Origin of the sequence: Litorimonas taeanensis (genome assembly GCF_003634015.1) — a bacterium.
Classification (GTDB): domain Bacteria; phylum Pseudomonadota; class Alphaproteobacteria; order Caulobacterales; family Maricaulaceae; genus Litorimonas; species Litorimonas taeanensis.
In genome coordinates this window covers 1,088,939-1,108,155 of record NZ_RBII01000001.1, presented here as the reverse complement: position 1 = coordinate 1,108,155, position 19,217 = coordinate 1,088,939, and the positions used below count along the sequence as shown (strand labels likewise).

Sequence of the window (19,217 nt, the reverse complement as noted above, 5' to 3'; positions counted from 1 at the left end):
GGACTGATAGAGCGGTCATGATTAAAGCAGCACAATTTGCGGGACAAACCCTCGCGGTCTTCGGCCTTGGCCGGAGCGGGATTACGGCTGCTTTATCCTTGCAAGCTGGCGGAGCGACTGTGCTGGCGTGGGATGACCGTGAGGAAGCGCGGCAGAGCGCTGAGTCTCAAGGTGTTGATATCGCCGATATTAGCCAATCTGATTGGAGCCAAATTGACGCGCTCGTCCTTAGCCCCGGCGTGCCGCATATCTTGCCAGAACCGCATTGGTCAGCGGCGCTCGCAACGCAGGCCGATGTGCCTATCATTTGTGATATTGAGATTTTCGCGCGTGAGGTTGCCGCAGTTCCTGAAGAGAACCGTCCAAAAATCATTGCGATAACGGGGACGAATGGAAAATCTACAACGACGGCTCTGATAGGGCATATCTTAAATAGCTGCGGAAAAGACGCACAGATTGGAGGCAATATTGGGCGCGGGGTTTTAGACCTCGACCGGATGCACTCAGGCTCTTATTTTGTCGTAGAGCTTTCCTCTTATCAACTTGAACGGACTTATTCGCTTCGCGCGAATGCTGCGGTTTATCTTAATCTCAGTCCAGACCATTTGGATCGCCACGGCGATATGGAAGGCTATGCACAAGCCAAGAACCGCGTGTTTCTTAATCAGCTAAAAGAAGACGCTGCCATTATCGGTACAGATGATGAAAATGGTCAAGACCTGCTTTGCGAAATGAAGGCCGAGAAAAAAGCGGTGACGATACCGATATCGGCCAAACGTTCTATTGGTTCGGGCGTTTTTGTATTGGGAGGAAAGCTCTTTTCTACGCTGGGTAAGCGCGTCGAAGAGGTTTGCAACCTCAGTAAAGCCAAAGCGTTAGAGGGGCAGCATAATTGGCAAAATGCTGCAGCGGCTTTTGCGGCGGTTCAATCATTGGGATTAAACCCCCGAGACATTGGCAAGGCGATATTATCCTTTCCGGGATTATCGCATCGTATGGAAACCATTGGCAAAGCCGGAAAGGTTCGTTTTGTTAATGACAGTAAGGCGACGAATGCCGATGCTGCGAAACAAGCGCTGAATAGCTATGATGAAATCTATTGGATTGCGGGCGGCGTTGCGAAAGAGGGCGGGATAGAACCACTCAAGCCTTTGTTTAAAAATATACAAAAAGCCTATTTGATTGGCGAAGCGGCAAAGCCTTTTGCGCGCACTTTATCAAAATCTGATACACCTTATAAATTGTCAGGCGAGTTGAGAATGGCTGTTCTATGTGCAACACGCGACGCGCTTGAATCTGGCGCGCATAATCCGATTGTTTTACTCTCGCCAGCCTGTGCTAGTTTTGACCAATTTGCGAATTTCGAAATTCGCGGTGATGCTTTTCGTGACTGTGCGCAAAAAGTTATCGATCTGTTTGACTCAGAGATGAAGGCGAAACGGCGCGCCGCCAAAAACGCGATTGCGTCATGAATGCTTTGCTGAAACCGGGATATCTGGCTTCACGTTCACGCCGCACATTAGTGGGGGAGTGGTGGCGTAGCGTCGACCAAACTCAGCTTGTTTTATTAATTGTCCTTATTGGCGCGGGGCTGATTTTATCTATGGCCGCATCCCCTGCTGCGGCCGCGCGCCTTGGATATGCCAACCCGTTTTTCTTTCTCTATAAACATTTGATTTTTGCGATAGTCGGTTTGAGCGGCGCAATTTTTGTGTCTTTCCTTGGCCCGTTATGGGCCAGACGCCTCGGAGTGGTCAGCCTGTTTGGCTCAATCCTTTTAATGATGTCTCTTCCGTATTTTGGATATGAGGTGAAAGGCGCGCAGCGCTGGTTCCGCATTCTGGGGTTTTCTCTACAGCCCTCTGAATTCGCCAAACCCGCATTCGTCGTCTTTGCTGCATGGATGTTTTCCGTTCGCAAAAAAGACCCTAATGTCCCCGCGATTGTTATCGTACTTATTGTCTATGCCTTGCTTATTGCTTTGCTGATTACACAGCCTGACTTCGGACAATCCTTTCTTTTGACCCTTGGATTTGCTGCTGTTTTCTTTTTCGCTGGGCTGTCTTTGGCTTGGGTGTTGTTTTTCATCGGCGGTATATTGCTGAGTTCAGCTATCGCTTATATGGCGCTGCCGCATGTGCGAGCGCGTGTGGAAACCTTTATGTCCCCAGATTCTAGTGATAGCTTTCAAACAGATAAAGCGCTTGAGGCGATTGGTAATGGTGGATGGTTTGGGCGCGGCCCTGGCGAAGGCGCTGTGAAATATAGCCTGCCAGATGGACACACAGATTTCATCTTTGCTGTGACTGTGGAAGAGTTTGGATTTTTAATCTCGGTTGTTCTTATCCTTTTATTGACGAGCTTCGTTATTCGCGCCTACCGAAACGCGCTGCGCTTAACGGATTATTTTTCGCAACTGGCTGTCGCAGGGTTGGCGACTTTAATAGGCATGCAAATGGTCATTAATTTATTTGTAAATTTGAATATGGCCCCCTCCAAAGGAATGACATTACCTTTTATTTCTTCGGGGGGCTCTTCGCTTCTGTCTCTTTGTTTTACAGCAGGTTTGATATTAGCGTTCACTGCCAAGCGCCCCGGCGCTTATGGATATGGAGATTAAGCTGTGCCAAAGCTCCTCTTGGCGGCAGGCGGAACCGGCGGGCATATGTTTCCCGCACAAGCCCTTGCCGAAATTTTAAAGGCCAAAGGTTGGGACATCGCGATGATGACCGATGCGCGTGGCCGTAAACATACAGGCAAAATCCCTGCTGACCCGATTTTAGATGTCGAGGCTGCCAGCCTGTCAATTCGTAAACCTATCGCCGCCATAAGAGGCGTATTTAAACTTCGTAAGGGTATAGGGCAGGCTAAGGCCTTTATTCAATCTTGGCAGCCTGATGTTGTTGTTGGTTTCGGTGGCTATCCTGCTTTCCCAGCCATAAAGGCCGCGCAGTCGCTTGGTGTACCAACTGTTCTTCATGAACAAAATGCCGTCCTTGGTCGAGTGAACCGTGTTTTCGCGAAACAGGCCAAATGTGTGGCCTCTGGATTTAAAACGCTTGAACGTCTGCCTGATGGGGCAAGCCATGAGGTCATAGGTAATCCGCTTCGAGAGCAGATTATGACGTCTGTTCCAGAACATTACACGCCGCCATTGGATAAGATAAATATCCTTGTTATTGGCGGCAGCCTTGGCGCGCGGATTGTCAGCGAAGTTGTGCCCCAAGCCATTGCGGTATTGCGAGAAGACATCAGAGAACGTCTCCAAGTGGTTCAACAAACTCGGCCTGAATATCAAGAGAGCGCAAAACGGCTTTATGCCGCCGCCGGCGTTTCCGCAATTTGCGAGCCTTTCTTCTCGGATATAGAGAAGCATTTATCCGCTGCGCATTATGTGATTGGCCGAGCCGGGGCCTCTTCTGTGTCTGAAATTGCCGCGATGGGAAAGCCAAGCTTATTAGTGCCGCTTGCCATTGCGATGGACGATCATCAAACCGTCAATGCACGGTCATTGGAACGCCTTATGGCCGCCGATATTTTGCCTGAATCCGAGTTTACGAGGGAGGCCGTAAAAACTATTTTGGAGAAACGCCTCAGTGATTCGAACTGGCTTCAAACCGCAGCAGACGCCGCCCGCACAGCCGGTCGCCCGCATGCCGCAACCGATCTCGCGGCGTTGGTCTCTGCCATCGCCCTTAAATCAGCCGTCAAATGACAGGCTTAAGAATAATAAAGATAAAAATATAATGGCTAGACCTGACCTTAAAAACCAAGCGCTTGCGACCAAAGTTCCGTTTGATACGGGGCCCATTCATTTTGTCGGTATTGGCGGCATTGGTATGAGCGGCATTGCCGAGGTTTTGCTTAATCTTGGCTATCAAGTCCAAGGATCTGATATGCGTGAGAGCGCGAATACAGAGCGGCTGTTAAAGCTCGGTGCAAAAATATTTATTGGCCAGAAAGAAGGCCAAGTGGATGGCGCCGGAGCGATTGTTTTGTCTTCGGCCATCAAGGCAGACAATCCCGAATTAGTTGAGGCAAGGTCTAAATCTATTCCTGTTGTGCGCCGCGCTGAAATGCTCGCCGAGCTCATGCGTTTGAAATGGACAATTGCTGTGGGCGGAACGCATGGTAAAACCACAACAACCACGATGATTGCGGCCTTACTAGAAGGCGGCGATATTGATCCGACTGTGATTAATGGCGGTATCATCAATGCTTATGGTTCTAATGCCAAATTGGGTCTGGGCGATTGGATGGTTGTCGAAGCTGATGAGAGCGATGGCTCCTTTTTGAAACTGCTTCCGACAGTTGCCATTGTAACAAATATCGACCCTGAGCATATGGAACATTACGGTGAGTTTGACGTGCTTCGCGCGGCCTTTCACAGCTTTGTTGAAACGCTTCCTTTTTATGGGTTCTCCGTTTTGTGTATTGATCACCCCGAAGTACAGGCTTTGGTCAGTAAGGTGACGGACCGCCGCGTGATAACGTATGGTTTCAACCCTCAAGCGGATGTGCGTGCTGAGAACTTAGAATTAGAACCGACGGGTTCACGGTTTGATGTTGTCTTTTCAGACGAAGAAAGTTGGAAGGGTTTGTTCCTCCCTATGGCGGGTAAACATAATACCCAAAACATGCTCTCAGCGATTGCGGTCTCGCGTGAGCTAGGCCTTAGCGAAGCTCAGGTTCGCAAAGGCTTAGAGAGCTTTGGCGGTGTGAAACGCCGTTTCACCAAAGTGGGTGAATGGAATGGCGTGACAATTATCGATGATTATGGACATCACCCTGTTGAAATTTCAGCGGTGCTTCAGGCCGCACGGCAAGTCGCCAAGGGCAAGGTTCATGCCGTCGTGCAGCCCCATCGTTATTCACGACTTTCCCATCATTTTGAAGAATTTTCGACCTGTTTTAATGATGCTGATAATGTCTATGTCGCCGATGTCTATGCCGCAGGGGAAGAGCCATTAGAGGGCATAAGCGGGCCATCTTTGGCAAAAAGCCTGATGTCGCATGGCCATAAAAATGTCGAACTGACCAGTAAGCAGACTCTTGCAAAAGATTTGAAACCCAATCTAGAAGAAGGCGACTTGATTGTCTGTCTTGGTGCAGGGGATATAACTTATTGGGCGGCGGATTTAGCCAATAATTTGGGCGTGGCTTAAATTGGCGTTGATTGATCGTCTTCCTGCTGTTCGAGGTTCGCTTAAAGCCAACGTCCCGCTAGCGCCTTATAGTTGGCTACGTGTTGGCGGGCCTGCTGAGGTGTTTTTCATGCCCAAAGACGAGGCTGACCTTGCGCATTTTTTGTCCTCTACTCCAGATGATATTCCTGTGCAGGTTTTGGGTGTGGCGTCCAATACGCTTATTCGCGATGGCGGGGTGAGGGGCGTCGTTATCCGCCTTGGGCCTAATTTTGCTAAGACCGAAATAGAAGGTCTGCGCCTAACAGCTGGTACGGCTGCGCTGGATAATAAGGTTGCCAAAGATGCCGCGAAGGCCGGTATTGCAGGGCTAGAGTTTTACGCGGGTATTCCCGGGACAATTGGCGGCGCATTGCGCATGAATGCGGGATGCTATGGCGCAGAAACGAAAGACGTTCTTATCGAAGCCGTGGCTATTGACAGGCGCGGTCGCCGAGAGGTGCTTACTCATGCAGATTTTAACTTCCGTTACCGCGGCAGTGATGCAGCCAAGGATTTAATTTTTACCCAAGCGGTTTTTGAGGGCCAAGCGGATAGCCCTGCCGCTGTAACAGAACGCATGGCCGCCATTACGGCGAAGCGCGAGGAGAGCCAACCTATTCGAGAAAAAACAGGGGGCTCGACCTTTAAAAATCCAGACCCTGAAGTTTCGGGTGGGCGCGGTGCCTGGCAAGTCATAGACGCCGCTGGCGGACGTGGTTTCCGTGTCGGCGGCGCGCAAATGAGTGAAAAACATTGTAATTTCATGATTAATACAGGCACGGCTACGGCTTCTGACTTAGAGACTTTGGGCGAGACTATTCGAGAGAAAGTCTTGGCCAGTGAAGGTGTCCAATTAGAATGGGAAGTCAAACGCATTGGAGAGGCCCTATGCGCGTAGCGGTTTTAAAAGGCGGGATATCGTCTGAACGCGAAGTCTCTTTGGTGTCTGGGGCGGCCTGTGCCAAGGCGTTACGGGCCAGCGGATATGACGTCGTTGAGATAGATGTGACGCGTGACCTTTGGAACCAGCTTGTCCAAGCTAGCCCTGATGTTATCTTTAATGCCTTGCATGGGGATTGGGGAGAAGATGGCCGCGTCCAAGGCGTGCTGGATATGTATGGTAAGCCCTATACCCATTCAGGCGTTATGGCGTCTGCCCTAGCTATGGATAAGCACCGCGCGAAACATGTCCTTCGGGCCGTAGGCATTACTGTGGCCGATGGTGGATTATTTGACCGTGTTGAAACCGCGAAATCACATCCTATTCCCGTGCCCTATGTTGTTAAACCTAACGGGCAGGGGTCTTCTAAATCTGTTTATATTATTCATGATGAAAAGACGAACCTGTCGAGTGCAATCGCCGAAGATAAGGAAATGGGCGAGTCTGTAATTGTTGAAGCCTATATTCCGGGGCGGGAGCTGACCGTGGCCGTGATGGATGACCGCGCCCTCGCTGTGACGGAAATTATTCCGCAAACCGATTGGTATGATTACGAAGCCAAATATAGCGATGGAGGCTCGGTACATGTCGTGCCTGCAGATATTCCCGCAGAGGTAGAGGCCTTGTGTAAAAAATGGGCTGTGGAGGCGCATAAAGCGCTTGGGTGCCGCGGTCTTTCGCGCGCCGATTTCAGATTTAATGAAAAAAATACAGATTTAACAGATATAGCTAATAAAATCGTAATGCTTGAAGTGAATACTCAACCTGGAATGACTCCGATGTCGCTAGCCCCAGAACAGGCTGCGTATGTCGGCATTGATTTTGAACAGCTTTGCCGCTGGCTGGTTGAGGACGCTACATGGCCCAGATGAAGAATAAAGGGAATTACAAAACAGGATCCGTACAAAGGGTGTCTTCCCTTAAACCTGGTTTGCGCGGCGCCAGAGCTTGGTCGGCGTCTAAGGTCCGTGCCGCTGGCCATTCCCGTAAAAGCTTTTTGCAATTCTCAGGTGGTGTGGCCTCTGTCTTTGTTGTGCTGACTATTCTGGCGCTTTGGCTTGGCGGGTTCTGGCCGACTATTTTGCAAAACGCTAAATTATTTAAGCAAAATCGTTTGATGGATATGGGCTTTGTCGTCGCGCAAGTTGATGTCATGGGCGAGGGCCGTTTGGATGAGGCCGAAGTTCGCCGCGCCGTGAATATCCGTCCCGGCGATTACTTTTTCGGTGTGGATCTAGAAGAGGCGCAAAGACGAACTGAAAGCTTGCCTTGGGTTGACCGCGCTGTGGTGCGCCGTCTCTGGCCTGACCGCATTGTCGTGCAATTGATTGAAAATCAACCTTATGCGCTCTGGCAAAATGAGGGAGCTTTGTCACTGGTCAGTGCAGAAGGCAAAGTCATCGCGCCAGTTCATGAAACAAGTCATGTACCGCAGGGCGTCTTACATATTGTCGGGAAAGGGGCGGCTGAAAATGCCCAATCGCTCGAGGCGACGCTTAAGGCTTGGCCGGGTCTAAGACAGCGTGTTTCATCCGCTGTATACGTTTCAGAGCAACGCTGGGATTTGATATTGGATAAGCAGGTGAAAGTGAAATTACCCGCTTTGAACTATGAAAAGGCTGTTGCACAATTGGCGCTATTACAGTCCAAGACGCAACTTTTGGACAGGCAAATAAGCGAAATTGATTTGCGGTTATCCGACCGTATCAGTTTGCGCCCTGCGCCCACGACACAGGCCTAAAGACCAAGCATGTTTAAGCGTTCTATTCAAAAGACGCCGGAAACGGTCGCTGTATTGGACATTGGGTCCAGTAAAGTCGTGTGCCTCATTGGCCGCGAAGAGCCGGGTATGGGCGTGCGCCTTATCGGGACAGGTTTCGGTGTCAGTGCCGGTGTTAAAAATGGCGCCGTTATTGACCTAGAGGCCGCAGAAGCGGGTATACGCTCCGCGGTAGAAAAGGCTGAGCGCTCGGCTGGCGTTACTGTGCAAGGGGTGAATGTAAACGTCGCATTGCGATCTTTGCGTTCTCAACATATGCGCGTGCAGACAGAATTTGCGAGTGGCGGCGTGGCTGATCGCGATTTAAAGCGTGTTCTGAATTCTGGATTATCAGAATTGTCCGAGCCTGATTATGCCATTCTGCACGCCATTCCTGTGACTTGGAGCGTTGACGGCGAAACGGGTATTGATGACCCGCGCGGCATGTTTGGTAAGACTTTGGGCGTGGATATGCATTTCGTGTTGGGCGGTGTTGGGCCTCTGCGAAACTTGGCGCATTGTATAGAACGATGCCATTTACAAATTCGTTCAGTCACGGCTTCGCCCTATGCGTCGGCGATGTCCGTCTTAACCGAAGACGAGCGAGACCTTGGTGTGACGGTTGTCGATATGGGGGCGGGTGTCACCTCGGTCGCTGTTTTCCGCGACAAAGTCCTTATGCATGTCGATGCCATTGGCATGGGCGGGCAAAGCGTGACGAATGATATTGCGCGCGGTATGTCTACCCCGCCCGAAGCCGCAGAACGGATTAAGACCATATATGGAACGGCGCTTCACGGCGCGAATGATGATTATACTATGGTGCCTTGCCCGCCAGTGGGCGCGCAAGATACGTTACAGCATCATCCAAAATCTCTGACCGTACAAATCATTCGCTCACGTATTGAAGAGACGTTTGAGCTGATTAGTGACCGCTTGCACCATTCGGGTATGGATGAAATTTCTGGTCGGCAAATTGTTCTGACGGGGGGCGGTGCGCAATTAAACGGCGTGCGTGAACTTGCTGAGCTGAAATTTAATAAACGGGTTCGTATTGGTCAGCCGCATGGTATTTTCAATCTTAATGACACGCTCTTATCGTCTGATTTCGCAGTAGCGACGGGGCTTTTAAAACAAGCCTTTGAGCCAAATGGTGAAGCCATATACGGCCCGCCAGATTTATCTGGTCGTCGTTTCCGAGAGCGCCGTTATTCTGGTCATGCCCTTGGTCGGTCATTCCAGTGGCTGCGTGAGAATTTTTAAAAGCTTGCCATTATTAGCCCGATTCATCTTAGGGTCAAAGCCTGACTGATTTTGGCGAAAACAGCACCGATAACAGTAAAATTAACGAAATGACTATTTTCTTAATAGCCCTTTAACCGTTTCAGCCCATCAATGCCTTTAACCAATCATTGACTATAATCGGGAACTGTCATGACATTAAATCTCTCCCTGCCAAAAGCTGTTGAACTTAAACCACGGATCGTCGTTATCGGTGTTGGCGGGGCTGGCGGGAATGCTGTTAATAATATGATTAGCGCAGGCTTAGACGGCGTTGACTTTGTTGTCGCGAATACGGATGCGCAGGCTTTGGCATTATCCCGAGCGGATCGCCGCGTACAAATGGGCGGCGGTGTTACGCAAGGCTTGGGTGCTGGCATGCGTCCTGAGGTTGGCGAAGAAGCTGCCGAAGATAGCCTTGATGAAATCATGGAACATCTTGATGGGGCTCATATGTTGTTTGTGGCCGCGGGTATGGGCGGCGGAACGGGAACAGGCGCAGCGCCTGTTATTGCCCGCGCAGCGCGCGAGCGTAATATTCTGACGGTTGGTATTGTCACAAAGCCTTTCATGTTCGAAGGCTCTCGCCGTATGAAATTGGCCGAGCAGGGGATTGAAAATCTCTATGCTTCTGTCGATACAATGATCACAATTCCAAACCAAAATCTCTTCCGTGTGGCGACTGAAAACACCACAATGTCAGATGCTTTCGCTATGGCAGATGAAGTGCTCCACAGCGGTGTTCGCGGCGTCACAGATTTGATGGTTGTTCCAGGGCTTATCAATCTTGACTTTAACGATGTTCGCACAATCATGGCAGAGATGGGCAAAGCGATGATGGGGACAGGCGAAGCCACAGGCGATCGCCGCGCTGTCGAAGCGGCTGAATCTGCTATTAATAACCCGCTTCTTGACGATGTTTCGTTGAAAGGCGCTCGCGGCGTATTGATTAACATTACGGGCGGTAATGATTTGACGCTATACGAAGTCGATGAAGCGGCTTCGCTTATTCGCGGCCAAGTGGATGAAGATGCCAATATTATTGTCGGTTCTGCTTTGGATAATGATTTGGACGGAATTATTCGCGTTTCTGTTGTTGCGACAGGCGTGGATACGGATGCGCGCGCTGAAACGCCGCCAGCACCGTTTAAACAAAAGCCTTCGCAAGAGTCACGCCTTCAACCTCTAACAGCCGAAGGCGCGGCCGCAGTTGCCAAAGAACAAGGCAATGTCTTCAACCCTGTTGCCGATATGCAAAAGGAAGTTGAGCAAAAATTCATTCAAGAAACAGCGGAAGAGACTCCAACGCCGCCGCCTTATGTGGCGCCGCGTCCGTACCCGCCGCAAATTGATTCAACGGCTCAGGCTCCGATTGAAACAATTGCACCACAGCCAAGCGTTCAACAAGCGCCGCCAGCTCCTCGCCCGTCTATCCCTGAACCTGCACAGCGTTCAGCTTTTGGATTGTTTGGGGGCTTCCGTAAAAAAGCACCGCAAGCGCCTATTAAAACGCAAACAACAGCCGCTCCGATGGGAGATCTGTTCGGTGATGACATGGAAGATGAACTCGAAATTCCAAGCTTTTTAAGACGTCAAAGCCGTTAAGGACGTCTCTGAAGTCTTACAAATGCGTTAGAAAACCTCGAAAACCCAGCGTTAGTGCTGGGTTTTTGTGTTTTTGTAACACGCTGTAACACGAGGTTTCTTGTTGAAAGTAGAGACGCAACCCTAATTTATGACCATGTTAAATGTAAGACGACAATCGACCTTAAAGGCGCCTGCCGTTTGTGCTGGGATTGAACTGCATGGCGGTAATCATACGCGTCTTGTTATGCGTCCAGCGCCAATAGGCACAGGCTTAGTATTTATTCGTACCGATATTAAAGACCGAGATAACCGCATTAAAGTCATTCCAGAATCTGTCTGTAATGTCCGTAATTGCACAACTATCGCGAATGCAGCGGGTGTGACGGTGTCTACTATCGAACATTTACTCGCGGCCTTAGCGGCGGCAGGGATTGATAATCTCTATTTAGAATTAGATGGCAAAGAACTTCCCGCATTGGATGGCTCTGCCGAGCCTTTCTTAAAGCTTATCGAACAAGTGGGCGTCTTACGACAAGAAGCTGCAAGACGCTATGTTGAGGTTTTAAAACCGATAGAAGTGAAACGCGGTGACGCTTACGCCCGTATTTTGCCTGCTTCGAAACTATCTTTGAGCGTTTCTATTGATTTTGAAGATGAAGCCATTGGCCAACAAAAGGTCGAAATTGTTCCGAATGTTCGTGCTTTTCGCGAACGTATTGCGGCGGCGCGTACTTTCGCCAGACTTCACGAAGTCGCAGCTCTACAAGCGGCCGGTTTGTCAAAGGGGGGATCCTTTGACAATGCGATTATAGTGGATGGTGATAAGGTCTTAAACCCAGAAGGATTGCGATTTGCGGACGAGTTTGTTCGGCATAAAGCTCTGGATCTATTGGGAGACTTATATCTAGGCGGCCCTATATTGGGGCGTGTCGAAACGCATGCTTCGGGGCATGGTTTGAATCACGATTTGCTTATGACGCTATTTGCGCATGCAGATGCGTGGCGTTTTGTGTCATTGATGGAAAAATCAGGTAAAACAAGCCCAGAAACACTCTCAAGCGCGCCTGACTTACTGCAAAGCATGAGTGCATAAACATTTTCTCACTTTCCGCCGCGCAGTCCATCCTTTAAGAGACCTTCTAAGATAATATGGGGTCTGTCAGAATCAGGCCTTTTTTGCGGATAGGCTTTATGGCTTTTAAGACACAGTATAAACAAACAGCTCGATTAGCGATGATCGGACTTTTGACCATAATGGTCTCTGGCTGTTCCGTTTTTGGCGGTAAGGATAAAAAGGAAAGACTGGCCTATATCGAGCGTCCAGCGGAACTTATTTATAATGAGGCCTTTGATCGTGTTGAGAAAAACGACTGGAGCCGCGCAAAGCTATACTTCCAAGAAGTCGAACGTCAGCACCCTTTCTCAAAATGGGCGCGCCGCGCTATGTTGATGAATGCTTATGCTTCTTACCGGACGACCGATTATGAAGAGAGTATTGCCACCGCGCAGCGATTCATCAGTCTGCATCCAGGTAATGAAAGCACTCCCTATGCTTATTACCTTATTGCCATTAATTATTATGACCAAATTTATGATGTTGGACGGGACCAAGCGACAACCGTAAGTGCTGAGGCTGCTCTTCAACAAGTGGTTCGCCGTTACCCTGATAGTGACTATGCCCGCGATGCGCGCCTAAAGCTCGAACTTACTCAAGACCATTTGGCAGGTAAGGAAATGGCAATTGGCCGTTATTATCTGCGTGAAAATCAGCAATTGGCCGCGATTGGGCGTTTCAAAAATGTTGTAAAAAATTACGAAACAACATCTCAGACAGAAGAGGCGTTGCACCGTCTCGTCGAATCCTATGTTTCACTCGGTATTATTAGCGAAGCAAAGCTAGTGGGTTCTGTGCTAGGGTATAACTACCCCAATAGCGAATGGTATGCCGATAGCTATGAGCTTCTCCAAGGCTATGGTGTTGACCTAGAGGCCGAGCGGAAAAAGAACCGCCGTGATGGTTATTGGCAGCGTTTGAAAGAGCGCTTATTCTAAAGAGCGATTTATGCTGACCGGTCTTTCTGTCCGCAATGTTGTTTTGATCGAGCAGTTAAACCTAGAGTTTGACGGAGGATTAAGCGCACTTACAGGCGAGACAGGGGCGGGTAAATCCATCATCCTGGACTCGCTGGGTATGGCAACGGGCGCGCGTTCTGACCGCGGCCTTATCCGTTCTGGTGCAGACCGCGCCGAAAGTATAGCGGCTTTTACCCTCGCGTCTTCTCATCCTGTTTATGCCCTCTTAGAGCAAAATGACATCGAGAGCCTAGAGGGCGAAGATTTGACTTTGCGCCGCGTGATACGGGCGGATGGGCGCAGTAAAGCCTATATCAATGATGCGCCGGTAAGCGTGAAGCTATTAGCCGAAGTGGGCAGTATTCTCCTTGAGGTTCATGGTCAACATGATGGGCGCGGGCTTTTGGATCCACTCAATCATATTACCATGCTTGATTTATTTGGTAGTTATCAAGCTGAACTTGATGCCGTGGCGTCTGTTTACACGGAACATAAAGCGGCGGAAAAAGCTTTGCAGTCTCTTTTGGCGCTTCAAGCCAAGGCAGGGGATGAACAAGATTTTCTAGAACATGCAATCGCAGAGCTTGACCGGTTGGACGCTCAGCAAGGTGAAGATGTTACTCTTGCCGAGGAGCGGCGTTTCTTACAAGGCGCTGAAGGGGCTTTGGCCGAGCTTGCTGCGGCCCAAGACGCACTGGGTGAAGATGGCGCTTTTGAAGAACGTCTATCTATGGCGCTAGCCGGAATAGAGCGCCTAAATTCAAAATTCGGCGAGAGTGAGCTTCCCGCGGCAAAGTCGCTTGAACTTGCGGGGCAGGCCTTAGAACGCGCTTTGCTAGAGACCCAAGAAGCTCGGAATGCCGTGACCGAGGCGGCCGAGAATTTTGATGTAGAGCCGGGCCGTTTAGACGCCGTTGAAAAACGCCTCTTTGCTCTACGCGCTGCGGCGCGGAAATATGGATGTGATTTGTCAGGTCTTATTGATGTACGGGCAAAGTTTGCGGCAGATCTATCGGCCATAGAGAGCGTCACTCATGATATTGGCAAAACACGAAAACGCGCAGAGGCGGCTAAGCTCGCTTATGACAAAGCCGCGCGTGCTTTGACTCAAGCCAGGAAGGACGCCGCCAAGATTTTGGATCAAGCTGTGCTGACTGAACTTCCGCCCCTGAAAATGGAACGCGCCATATTTGAAACGCATTTCGAAGAAGCGGTTGAGACGGCCCAAGGCCGCGATAGCGTCAGGTTCCGCGTCTCAACCAACCCGGGGACTGCATTAGGGCCGCTTGATAAAATTGCTTCAGGTGGAGAGATGGCTCGGTTTGCCTTGGCCATTAAAGTGGCTCTCGCGGGAAAAAATGAAGCCGTTATGGTGTTTGATGAAGTTGACCAAGGGGTGGGCGGCGCAGTGGCCAATGCAGTGGGGAAACGACTGTCTAAGCTCGCTCAGAATGCTCAAGTGTTTGTCGTGACTCACAGCCCCCAAGTGGCGGCTGCGGCAGATCATCAGTTTCGTATTGAGAAATCCTCTACGGGCACAACCACGACAACCCATGTGCAGGCCGTCGCCGATGAGGCTCGTGAAGAAGAAATTGCGCGAATGTTGGCAGGGGAAACAATTACACAAGAAGCCCGCGCGGCAGCGCGCCAGCTTATGTCATCATGAGCGATATTAACTTAACGGAAAGCCAAGCGAAAAAACGCATGGCGGCTCTTAGTATGGAAATCCGGGCCGCGGATGAGCAATATTACAATGAGGATGCGCCGAGTCTCTCTGATGCGGATTATGACGCCTTACGCAAAGATCTCATTACACTAGAAACCGCTTTTCCGCATTTGATTGCCAAGAACAGTCCGACGCAAAAAGTCGGGGTGAAACCTTCTGGGCGTTTTGGCAAAATTCAACATAGCGTGCCAATGTTGTCGCTTGATAACGCTTTTAATGACGAAGATGTTTTAGATTTCACCAAACGGGTGAAGCGGTTTCTGAGCCTCGCATCTGATGCAAAACTTACCTTTACGGCAGAGCCTAAAATTGATGGTCTCTCTGCGGCTTTGCGCTATGAAAACGGACAGCTGGTCACGGGAGCAACCCGTGGGGATGGACAAACAGGCGAAGATGTCACCCGTAACTTAATGACGCTAAGACAAGATATTCCGCATAGGCTTGATGGCTCTGGCTGGCCCGAAGTTTTAGAAGTGCGCGGCGAAGTCTATATTGAACATGCGGCCTTTGACGCAATGAACGCGGCGCAAGTCGAGGCCGGAAAACCTGCTTATAAAAACCCACGCAATGCGGCGGCAGGTTCACTTCGCCAAATTGACCCCAGCATCACCGCGTCTCGGCCCTTACGCTTTTTCGCTTATGCGTGGGGTGAGGTTAGCGCGCCTTTATCCGACACCCAATTTGGCGCCGTTGAAAATCTAGCGCGGTGGGGTTTTTCTACAAACCCTGATATGCGGCGGCATGATAGCGCAAAATCCATGATAGCACATTATCACGAAATCGAAGAGAAACGCGCTGCGCTTGGCTATGACATTGATGGCGTTGTATATAAGGTCAATGATTTAGCGCTTCAGGAACGGCTCGGCTTTGTTTCGCGCGCGCCGCGATGGGCGATTGCGCATAAATTTCCTGCTGAAAAAGCCGTGACGGTAATTGATACAATTGATGTCCAAGTGGGCCGAACAGGGGCATTGACCCCAGTGGCGCGGTTAACCCCTATCACAGTGGGCGGTGTGGTTGTGTCTAATGCGACCCTACATAATGAAGACGAAATTACTCGCCTTGGCGTGAAGCCGGGCGATACAGTAGAAATACAGCGCGCTGGCGACGTTATCCCGCAAGTGCTCAGAGTGGTGAAGTCGGGTGAGGGCGAGGCTTTCACCCTGCCGAAACAGTGCCCTGTTTGCGGCGCCGAAGCGGTACGCGATATAGATGAGAAAACAGGTCGCCAAGATGTTGTACGGCGCTGTACGAATGGTCTGGCGTGTCCGGCCCAAGCGATTGAAGGCCTAAAGCATTTTGTCTCTCGGCGCGCTTTTGACATAGACGGGCTGGGCGAAAAGCAAATAGCGCTGTTTTTTGAGTTAGGTCTTATCAAAGAGCCTTCTGATATCTTTGAGTTGCCAGAGAAGCGCGAAGCGCTTGAAAAGCTCGAAGGTTTTGGAAAGACGAGTATTGATAATCTTTTCTCTGCGATTGAAGCGCGTAAAACTATCAGCTTTCAACGCTTTCTTTATGCGCTGGGTATTCGTCATATCGGGCAGGGCAATGCAGGGCTTTTCGCGCGGCATTTCCAAACGCAAGAAAACCTTGTCGCGCAATTTGAGGCGCTAGGCGTGCGCACCAGTACGGCTTATTTATCCCTTCTTGGTATTGACGGCGTAGGTGAGGCGGCGGCCACATCGTTTAGTCAATTTATTTCCGAACCCGAAAACCACCGGGTAATACAACATTTACTGGATGTTGTGACAATTGAACCTGTCGAGGCGATTACCTCAGATAGTGTGGTATCTGGTAAGACCGTGGTCTTTACGGGCAAGCTCGAAAAATTCTCTCGCGACGAAGCGAAAGCCCAAGCGCAAAAACTTGGGGCTAAGGTTAGCGGGTCTATATCAGGTAAGACAGATTATTTGGTTGCAGGCCCAGGAGCAGGGTCGAAACTCACCAAAGCCCAAGGGCTTGGCGTGACAATACTAACCGAAGATGAGTGGCTTCAGCTCGTGGAATGACCAAGTCTTTACCCCTTGATTTAGCCGCGATATTCATGTTTGTCGGCGCGGTGTTTCACATTGCTTGCCTGTTTGGCGGAGCGGATTGGCTTTTATTTGCCGGCGCGCCCGCCGCTTTCGCAGAGGCCTATCGCCAAGGGGCAGTCAGCCCAATTTATTGGACAGTTGGAATTGCCGTGATGTTGGTGGTCTGGGGGCTTTATGCTCTGTCTGCCGCTCAGCGTATTCGGCCTTTGCCTGTCTTGAAAATTGGCGTGGCTTTGATTGGGACGCTTATGTTCTTGCGGGGGATTATTGGGCTAGGGGCGCTAGTTTTAACGGATTGGCCATGGGATACGGCAAAGGGGCAATTTCATGCGATTGCCTCTTTTATGATATTTGGTGTTGGCCTCTTTTATTATGCTGGATTGATAGCTTTAGTTAGAGCCAAGAAAGAGTCGTAATTTCAGGCGTTGCACATAAAGGGGCTGTGAAGCCTTCTGCATAAAGCGCAAGGCCCAAAAGCGTTATTCCATGATTTCGAGAGGCGTTTCTCTTAGGTCATTTAAATCAGAAGGTTCACCGATAAGGGCGACTTCATCACTTTCTAAAAGCTTCGTTTCGGGGGTCGCCACTATTATCCGCCCGTCTCGCTCTATCATTGCAATCAGGCAAGACGCAGGCAGAGTAATATCCGCGATTTTTTTACCTGTTTGTTTCAACAGATTTGGAAACTGCTTAACGGGCCCATGTAGGAAGTGATCATCCCGCATAAGAACTTCATTCATTTCTTTATCGGACCGTGAATCCAACCACCGTGTTTCGAAATGTTCGCTTTGCACGACTTCGGCCAAATGACCGGCGAGGCGTAAATCAAGGCCAACAGGCTTGGTCGGGACCAATAAGAACATCAGCGTATGCGCATTTTGTGCTGAGGCAATTTCAATTCTCGCTTGAGGGCCAAAGCGAAGAACAAACAGTTCCGGCTGGGTTAAGTCTGGATGTGTTTTATAGGCGATGTGGACATGTGCGCTCACGGGGTGAAGATGTAAGCTGCTCTCATCCAGTGACTGAGTGATGATATCTGGATCAAAGTTAAAGCGCGTTTGTGCTTGTTCTCTCATGATGTCACCAACATGTTTAATATCATAAATGCCGTAACGGAAATCCATCATGACAGAACGCGCAATGAGGGCCTCATAGGATAGGTTCTCGGCCTGAGTTCTGTCGTGGATAATGGTCATCAATTCACGCTCCAAGCCTTCATAACGCTGTTGCCCCAGACGTTGATGAATGTGGAATATGGCGCCGCGTCTTTCGAGGTTTCCTGACGCATAAAAATGGTACCAGAGTACACAGCCGATAGTGACCATACCTGTAAAGGCAATCGCAAGTATGCCCATTTCAATAATGAGCCAAAAGGAAATCAAAATGCCGATGATTTGCAGCCATGGGTAAAATGGCGCCTTATATCCCGGTTTATAGGTTGGAATTTTTGACTCTCGCATCACGATAACTGCAACGCACACGAGGCCGAAAAGTAAGAGCTGAAAGGCACTTGCCAGTTTTGCCACAGAGGCAACATCAAAAAGTAATAAGACAGCAATCATGGCGGCCACAGTCACCATAATGGCCGTTGTCGGCGTTCCATATTTTCCTATTTGGCTAAGACGGTTTGGCACTAGCCGGTCTTTGGCCATAGCATAGGGGTAACGCGAGGCCGACATAATGCCGGCATTACCTGTCGATGCGAAAGCGGCAATAGCCGCGACAACGATGAGGATGACGCCCAAATCAAAGGGCGCCCAACCCAGAAATTCACGCCCCGCATCGGCTATGGGGGTTAGGCTGCTGTAAAGCGCTTCTGGCTCTAATATTTTAATGAGAATGAGGGTGCCAAGCGTATAAATTACGGTGGCTGTGATAAGTGACAATGTCATCCCTAGCGGTATATTCCGATCAGGATTTTGCACTTCCTCGGCCACACTCGCAACTTTGGTCAGACCTGCATAAGACACAAAGACCAGACCAATCGTCGAAACAAAGCCGACGAGGCCAGATTTGAAAAAATCACCATGACCTGCTTCTGGTGTGAAAGCCTTTATAAGGCCCGTTTCACGAAGCCCCAAAATGACAAAGGCAATGAGTATTACCACAAGGGTTGTGACTAATACGCGTTGTAGGAAGGTTGTTTCTTTGGCCCCAAAAACATTAATTAAGCCAAAAGCAATTGTTAATAATATGGCTGTGATTGTGAAGGGGAGGTTCAAATATATTCCAAGATAAGCGCCCATGCCGACGAGGGCAAAGGCACTTTTGAAGACGACGGCAATCCAAGACCCCAACCCGCCAATTGTACCCATTAATGGGCCCATGGCGCGATCGAGGAAATAATAAGTGCCGCCAGCTTTTGGCATGGCCGTTGATAATTCGGCCATGCAATACATAGCGGGTAGGATAAGAAAGCCCGCTAGAAAATAAGCGAGCCAGACTGAGTTCCCTGAATAGGACGCGGCAATACCAGGGAGTAGAAATAAACCAGAGCTAAACATGGCCCCTGTTGACATCGCGTAGACATCAAACAGGGTCAAATTCCTCTTAAGTGATTTCACCTTTGGCATTTTCAGTCTCCCTAAGACTTTTCATCCCATACCGGCTATCCAATTATATGAATTGG

15 protein-coding genes are annotated in these 19,217 nt (G+C 49.8%); 14 read left to right on the top strand and 1 reads right to left on the bottom strand.

Translation table 11 applies throughout. The features are described from left to right. The first annotated feature begins 17 nt into the window (after nt 1-17). The 14 genes from murD to DES40_RS05105 all read left to right on the top strand — a co-directional run bounded on the left by murD (nt 18) and on the right by DES40_RS05105 (nt 17,004). Nucleotides 18-1,472 carry a UDP-N-acetylmuramoyl-L-alanine--D-glutamate ligase gene (gene murD / locus DES40_RS05170; RefSeq protein WP_121099465.1) on the top strand — a complete coding sequence of 485 codons (1,455 nt, stop codon included), beginning with the start codon at nt 18-20 and terminating at the stop codon, nt 1,470-1,472. Beyond that, nucleotides 1,469-2,620: an FtsW/RodA/SpoVE family cell cycle protein gene (locus DES40_RS05165; RefSeq protein ID WP_121099464.1), complete on the top strand. Its 1,152-nt coding sequence runs from the start codon at nt 1,469-1,471 to the stop codon at nt 2,618-2,620. The genes murD and DES40_RS05165 overlap by 4 nt, the downstream gene beginning before the upstream one ends. Before the next feature lie 3 nt (nt 2,621-2,623). After that, a complete protein-coding gene (gene murG / locus DES40_RS05160; RefSeq protein ID WP_233345436.1) occupies nt 2,624-3,715 on the top strand; it encodes an undecaprenyldiphospho-muramoylpentapeptide beta-N-acetylglucosaminyltransferase in 1,092 nt (363 codons plus the stop codon). A 31-nt stretch (nt 3,716-3,746) separates the two neighbouring features. Further along, nucleotides 3,747-5,165 (top strand): UDP-N-acetylmuramate--L-alanine ligase, encoded by a 1,419-nt coding sequence (murC, locus tag DES40_RS05155; protein ID WP_121099463.1) that lies wholly within the window; start codon nt 3,747-3,749, stop codon nt 5,163-5,165. Between the two features lies 1 nt (nt 5,166). Then, nucleotides 5,167-6,084, top strand: coding sequence for a UDP-N-acetylmuramate dehydrogenase (gene murB, locus DES40_RS05150; RefSeq protein ID WP_121099462.1), 918 nt, complete (start codon nt 5,167-5,169; stop codon nt 6,082-6,084). Continuing rightward, entirely contained in the window at nt 6,075-6,998 is a 924-nt protein-coding gene (locus DES40_RS05145; protein WP_233345435.1) for a D-alanine--D-alanine ligase, read from the top strand. The genes murB and DES40_RS05145 overlap by 10 nt, the downstream gene beginning before the upstream one ends. After that, nucleotides 6,986-7,867: a cell division protein FtsQ/DivIB gene (locus tag DES40_RS05140; RefSeq protein ID WP_121099460.1), complete on the top strand. Its 882-nt coding sequence runs from the start codon at nt 6,986-6,988 to the stop codon at nt 7,865-7,867. Before DES40_RS05145 ends, DES40_RS05140 begins: the two co-directional genes overlap by 13 nt. Nucleotides 7,868-7,876: 9 nt before the next feature. Further along, the gene (ftsA, locus tag DES40_RS05135; RefSeq protein WP_121099459.1) at nt 7,877-9,148 is read left to right on the top strand and encodes a cell division protein FtsA; all 1,272 of its coding nucleotides are present in this window, start codon (nt 7,877-7,879) and stop codon (nt 9,146-9,148) included. Nucleotides 9,149-9,319: 171 nt separating this feature from the next. Continuing rightward, nucleotides 9,320-10,771 carry a cell division protein FtsZ gene (gene ftsZ / locus DES40_RS05130; protein WP_121099458.1) on the top strand — a complete coding sequence of 484 codons (1,452 nt, stop codon included), beginning with the start codon at nt 9,320-9,322 and terminating at the stop codon, nt 10,769-10,771. A 130-nt stretch (nt 10,772-10,901) separates the two neighbouring features. Beyond that, nucleotides 10,902-11,846 carry a UDP-3-O-acyl-N-acetylglucosamine deacetylase gene (gene lpxC, locus DES40_RS05125; protein ID WP_121099457.1) on the top strand — a complete coding sequence of 315 codons (945 nt, stop codon included), beginning with the start codon at nt 10,902-10,904 and terminating at the stop codon, nt 11,844-11,846. Nucleotides 11,847-11,944: 98 nt separating this feature from the next. Beyond that, nucleotides 11,945-12,805 carry an outer membrane protein assembly factor BamD gene (locus DES40_RS05120; protein ID WP_233345434.1) on the top strand — a complete coding sequence of 287 codons (861 nt, stop codon included), beginning with the start codon at nt 11,945-11,947 and terminating at the stop codon, nt 12,803-12,805. A 10-nt stretch (nt 12,806-12,815) separates the two neighbouring features. After that, entirely contained in the window at nt 12,816-14,492 is a 1,677-nt protein-coding gene (gene recN / locus DES40_RS05115; protein ID WP_121099456.1) for a DNA repair protein RecN, read from the top strand. Continuing rightward, nucleotides 14,489-16,561 carry an NAD-dependent DNA ligase LigA gene (ligA, locus tag DES40_RS05110; RefSeq protein WP_121099455.1) on the top strand — a complete coding sequence of 691 codons (2,073 nt, stop codon included), beginning with the start codon at nt 14,489-14,491 and terminating at the stop codon, nt 16,559-16,561. Before recN ends, ligA begins: the two co-directional genes overlap by 4 nt. Beyond that, a complete protein-coding gene (locus tag DES40_RS05105) occupies nt 16,558-17,004 on the top strand; it encodes a hypothetical protein (protein ID WP_121099454.1) in 447 nt (148 codons plus the stop codon). Before ligA ends, DES40_RS05105 begins: the two co-directional genes overlap by 4 nt. A gap of 63 nt (nt 17,005-17,067) precedes the next feature. Here DES40_RS05105 and DES40_RS05100 read toward each other — a convergent pair whose 3' ends face one another. Then, nucleotides 17,068-19,161, bottom strand: coding sequence for an amino acid permease (locus DES40_RS05100; protein ID WP_121099453.1), 2,094 nt, complete (start codon nt 19,159-19,161; stop codon nt 17,068-17,070). Nucleotides 19,162-19,217: the final 56 nt, after the last annotated feature.

What these genes read in the sequence shown, in the direction of transcription:
- ftsA (WP_121099459.1), top strand. Translation starts at nt 7,877, where the DNA reads ATGTTTAAGCGTTCTATTCAAAAGACGCCGGAAACGGTCGCTGTATTG.
- lpxC (WP_121099457.1), top strand. Translation starts at nt 10,902, where the DNA reads ATGACCATGTTAAATGTAAGACGACAATCGACCTTAAAGGCGCCTGCC.
- DES40_RS05105 (WP_121099454.1), top strand. Translation starts at nt 16,558, where the DNA reads ATGACCAAGTCTTTACCCCTTGATTTAGCCGCGATATTCATGTTTGTC.
- recN (WP_121099456.1), top strand. Translation starts at nt 12,816, where the DNA reads ATGCTGACCGGTCTTTCTGTCCGCAATGTTGTTTTGATCGAGCAGTTA.
- DES40_RS05145 (WP_233345435.1), top strand. Translation starts at nt 6,075, where the DNA reads ATGCGCGTAGCGGTTTTAAAAGGCGGGATATCGTCTGAACGCGAAGTC.
- DES40_RS05120 (WP_233345434.1), top strand. Translation starts at nt 11,945, where the DNA reads ATGGCTTTTAAGACACAGTATAAACAAACAGCTCGATTAGCGATGATC.
- murD (WP_121099465.1), top strand. Translation starts at nt 18, where the DNA reads ATGATTAAAGCAGCACAATTTGCGGGACAAACCCTCGCGGTCTTCGGC.
- ftsZ (WP_121099458.1), top strand. Translation starts at nt 9,320, where the DNA reads ATGACATTAAATCTCTCCCTGCCAAAAGCTGTTGAACTTAAACCACGG.
- ligA (WP_121099455.1), top strand. Translation starts at nt 14,489, where the DNA reads ATGAGCGATATTAACTTAACGGAAAGCCAAGCGAAAAAACGCATGGCG.
- murC (WP_121099463.1), top strand. Translation starts at nt 3,747, where the DNA reads ATGGCTAGACCTGACCTTAAAAACCAAGCGCTTGCGACCAAAGTTCCG.
- DES40_RS05140 (WP_121099460.1), top strand. Translation starts at nt 6,986, where the DNA reads ATGGCCCAGATGAAGAATAAAGGGAATTACAAAACAGGATCCGTACAA.
- DES40_RS05100 (WP_121099453.1), bottom strand. Translation starts at nt 19,161, where the DNA reads ATGCCAAAGGTGAAATCACTTAAGAGGAATTTGACCCTGTTTGATGTC.
- DES40_RS05165 (WP_121099464.1), top strand. Translation starts at nt 1,469, where the DNA reads ATGAATGCTTTGCTGAAACCGGGATATCTGGCTTCACGTTCACGCCGC.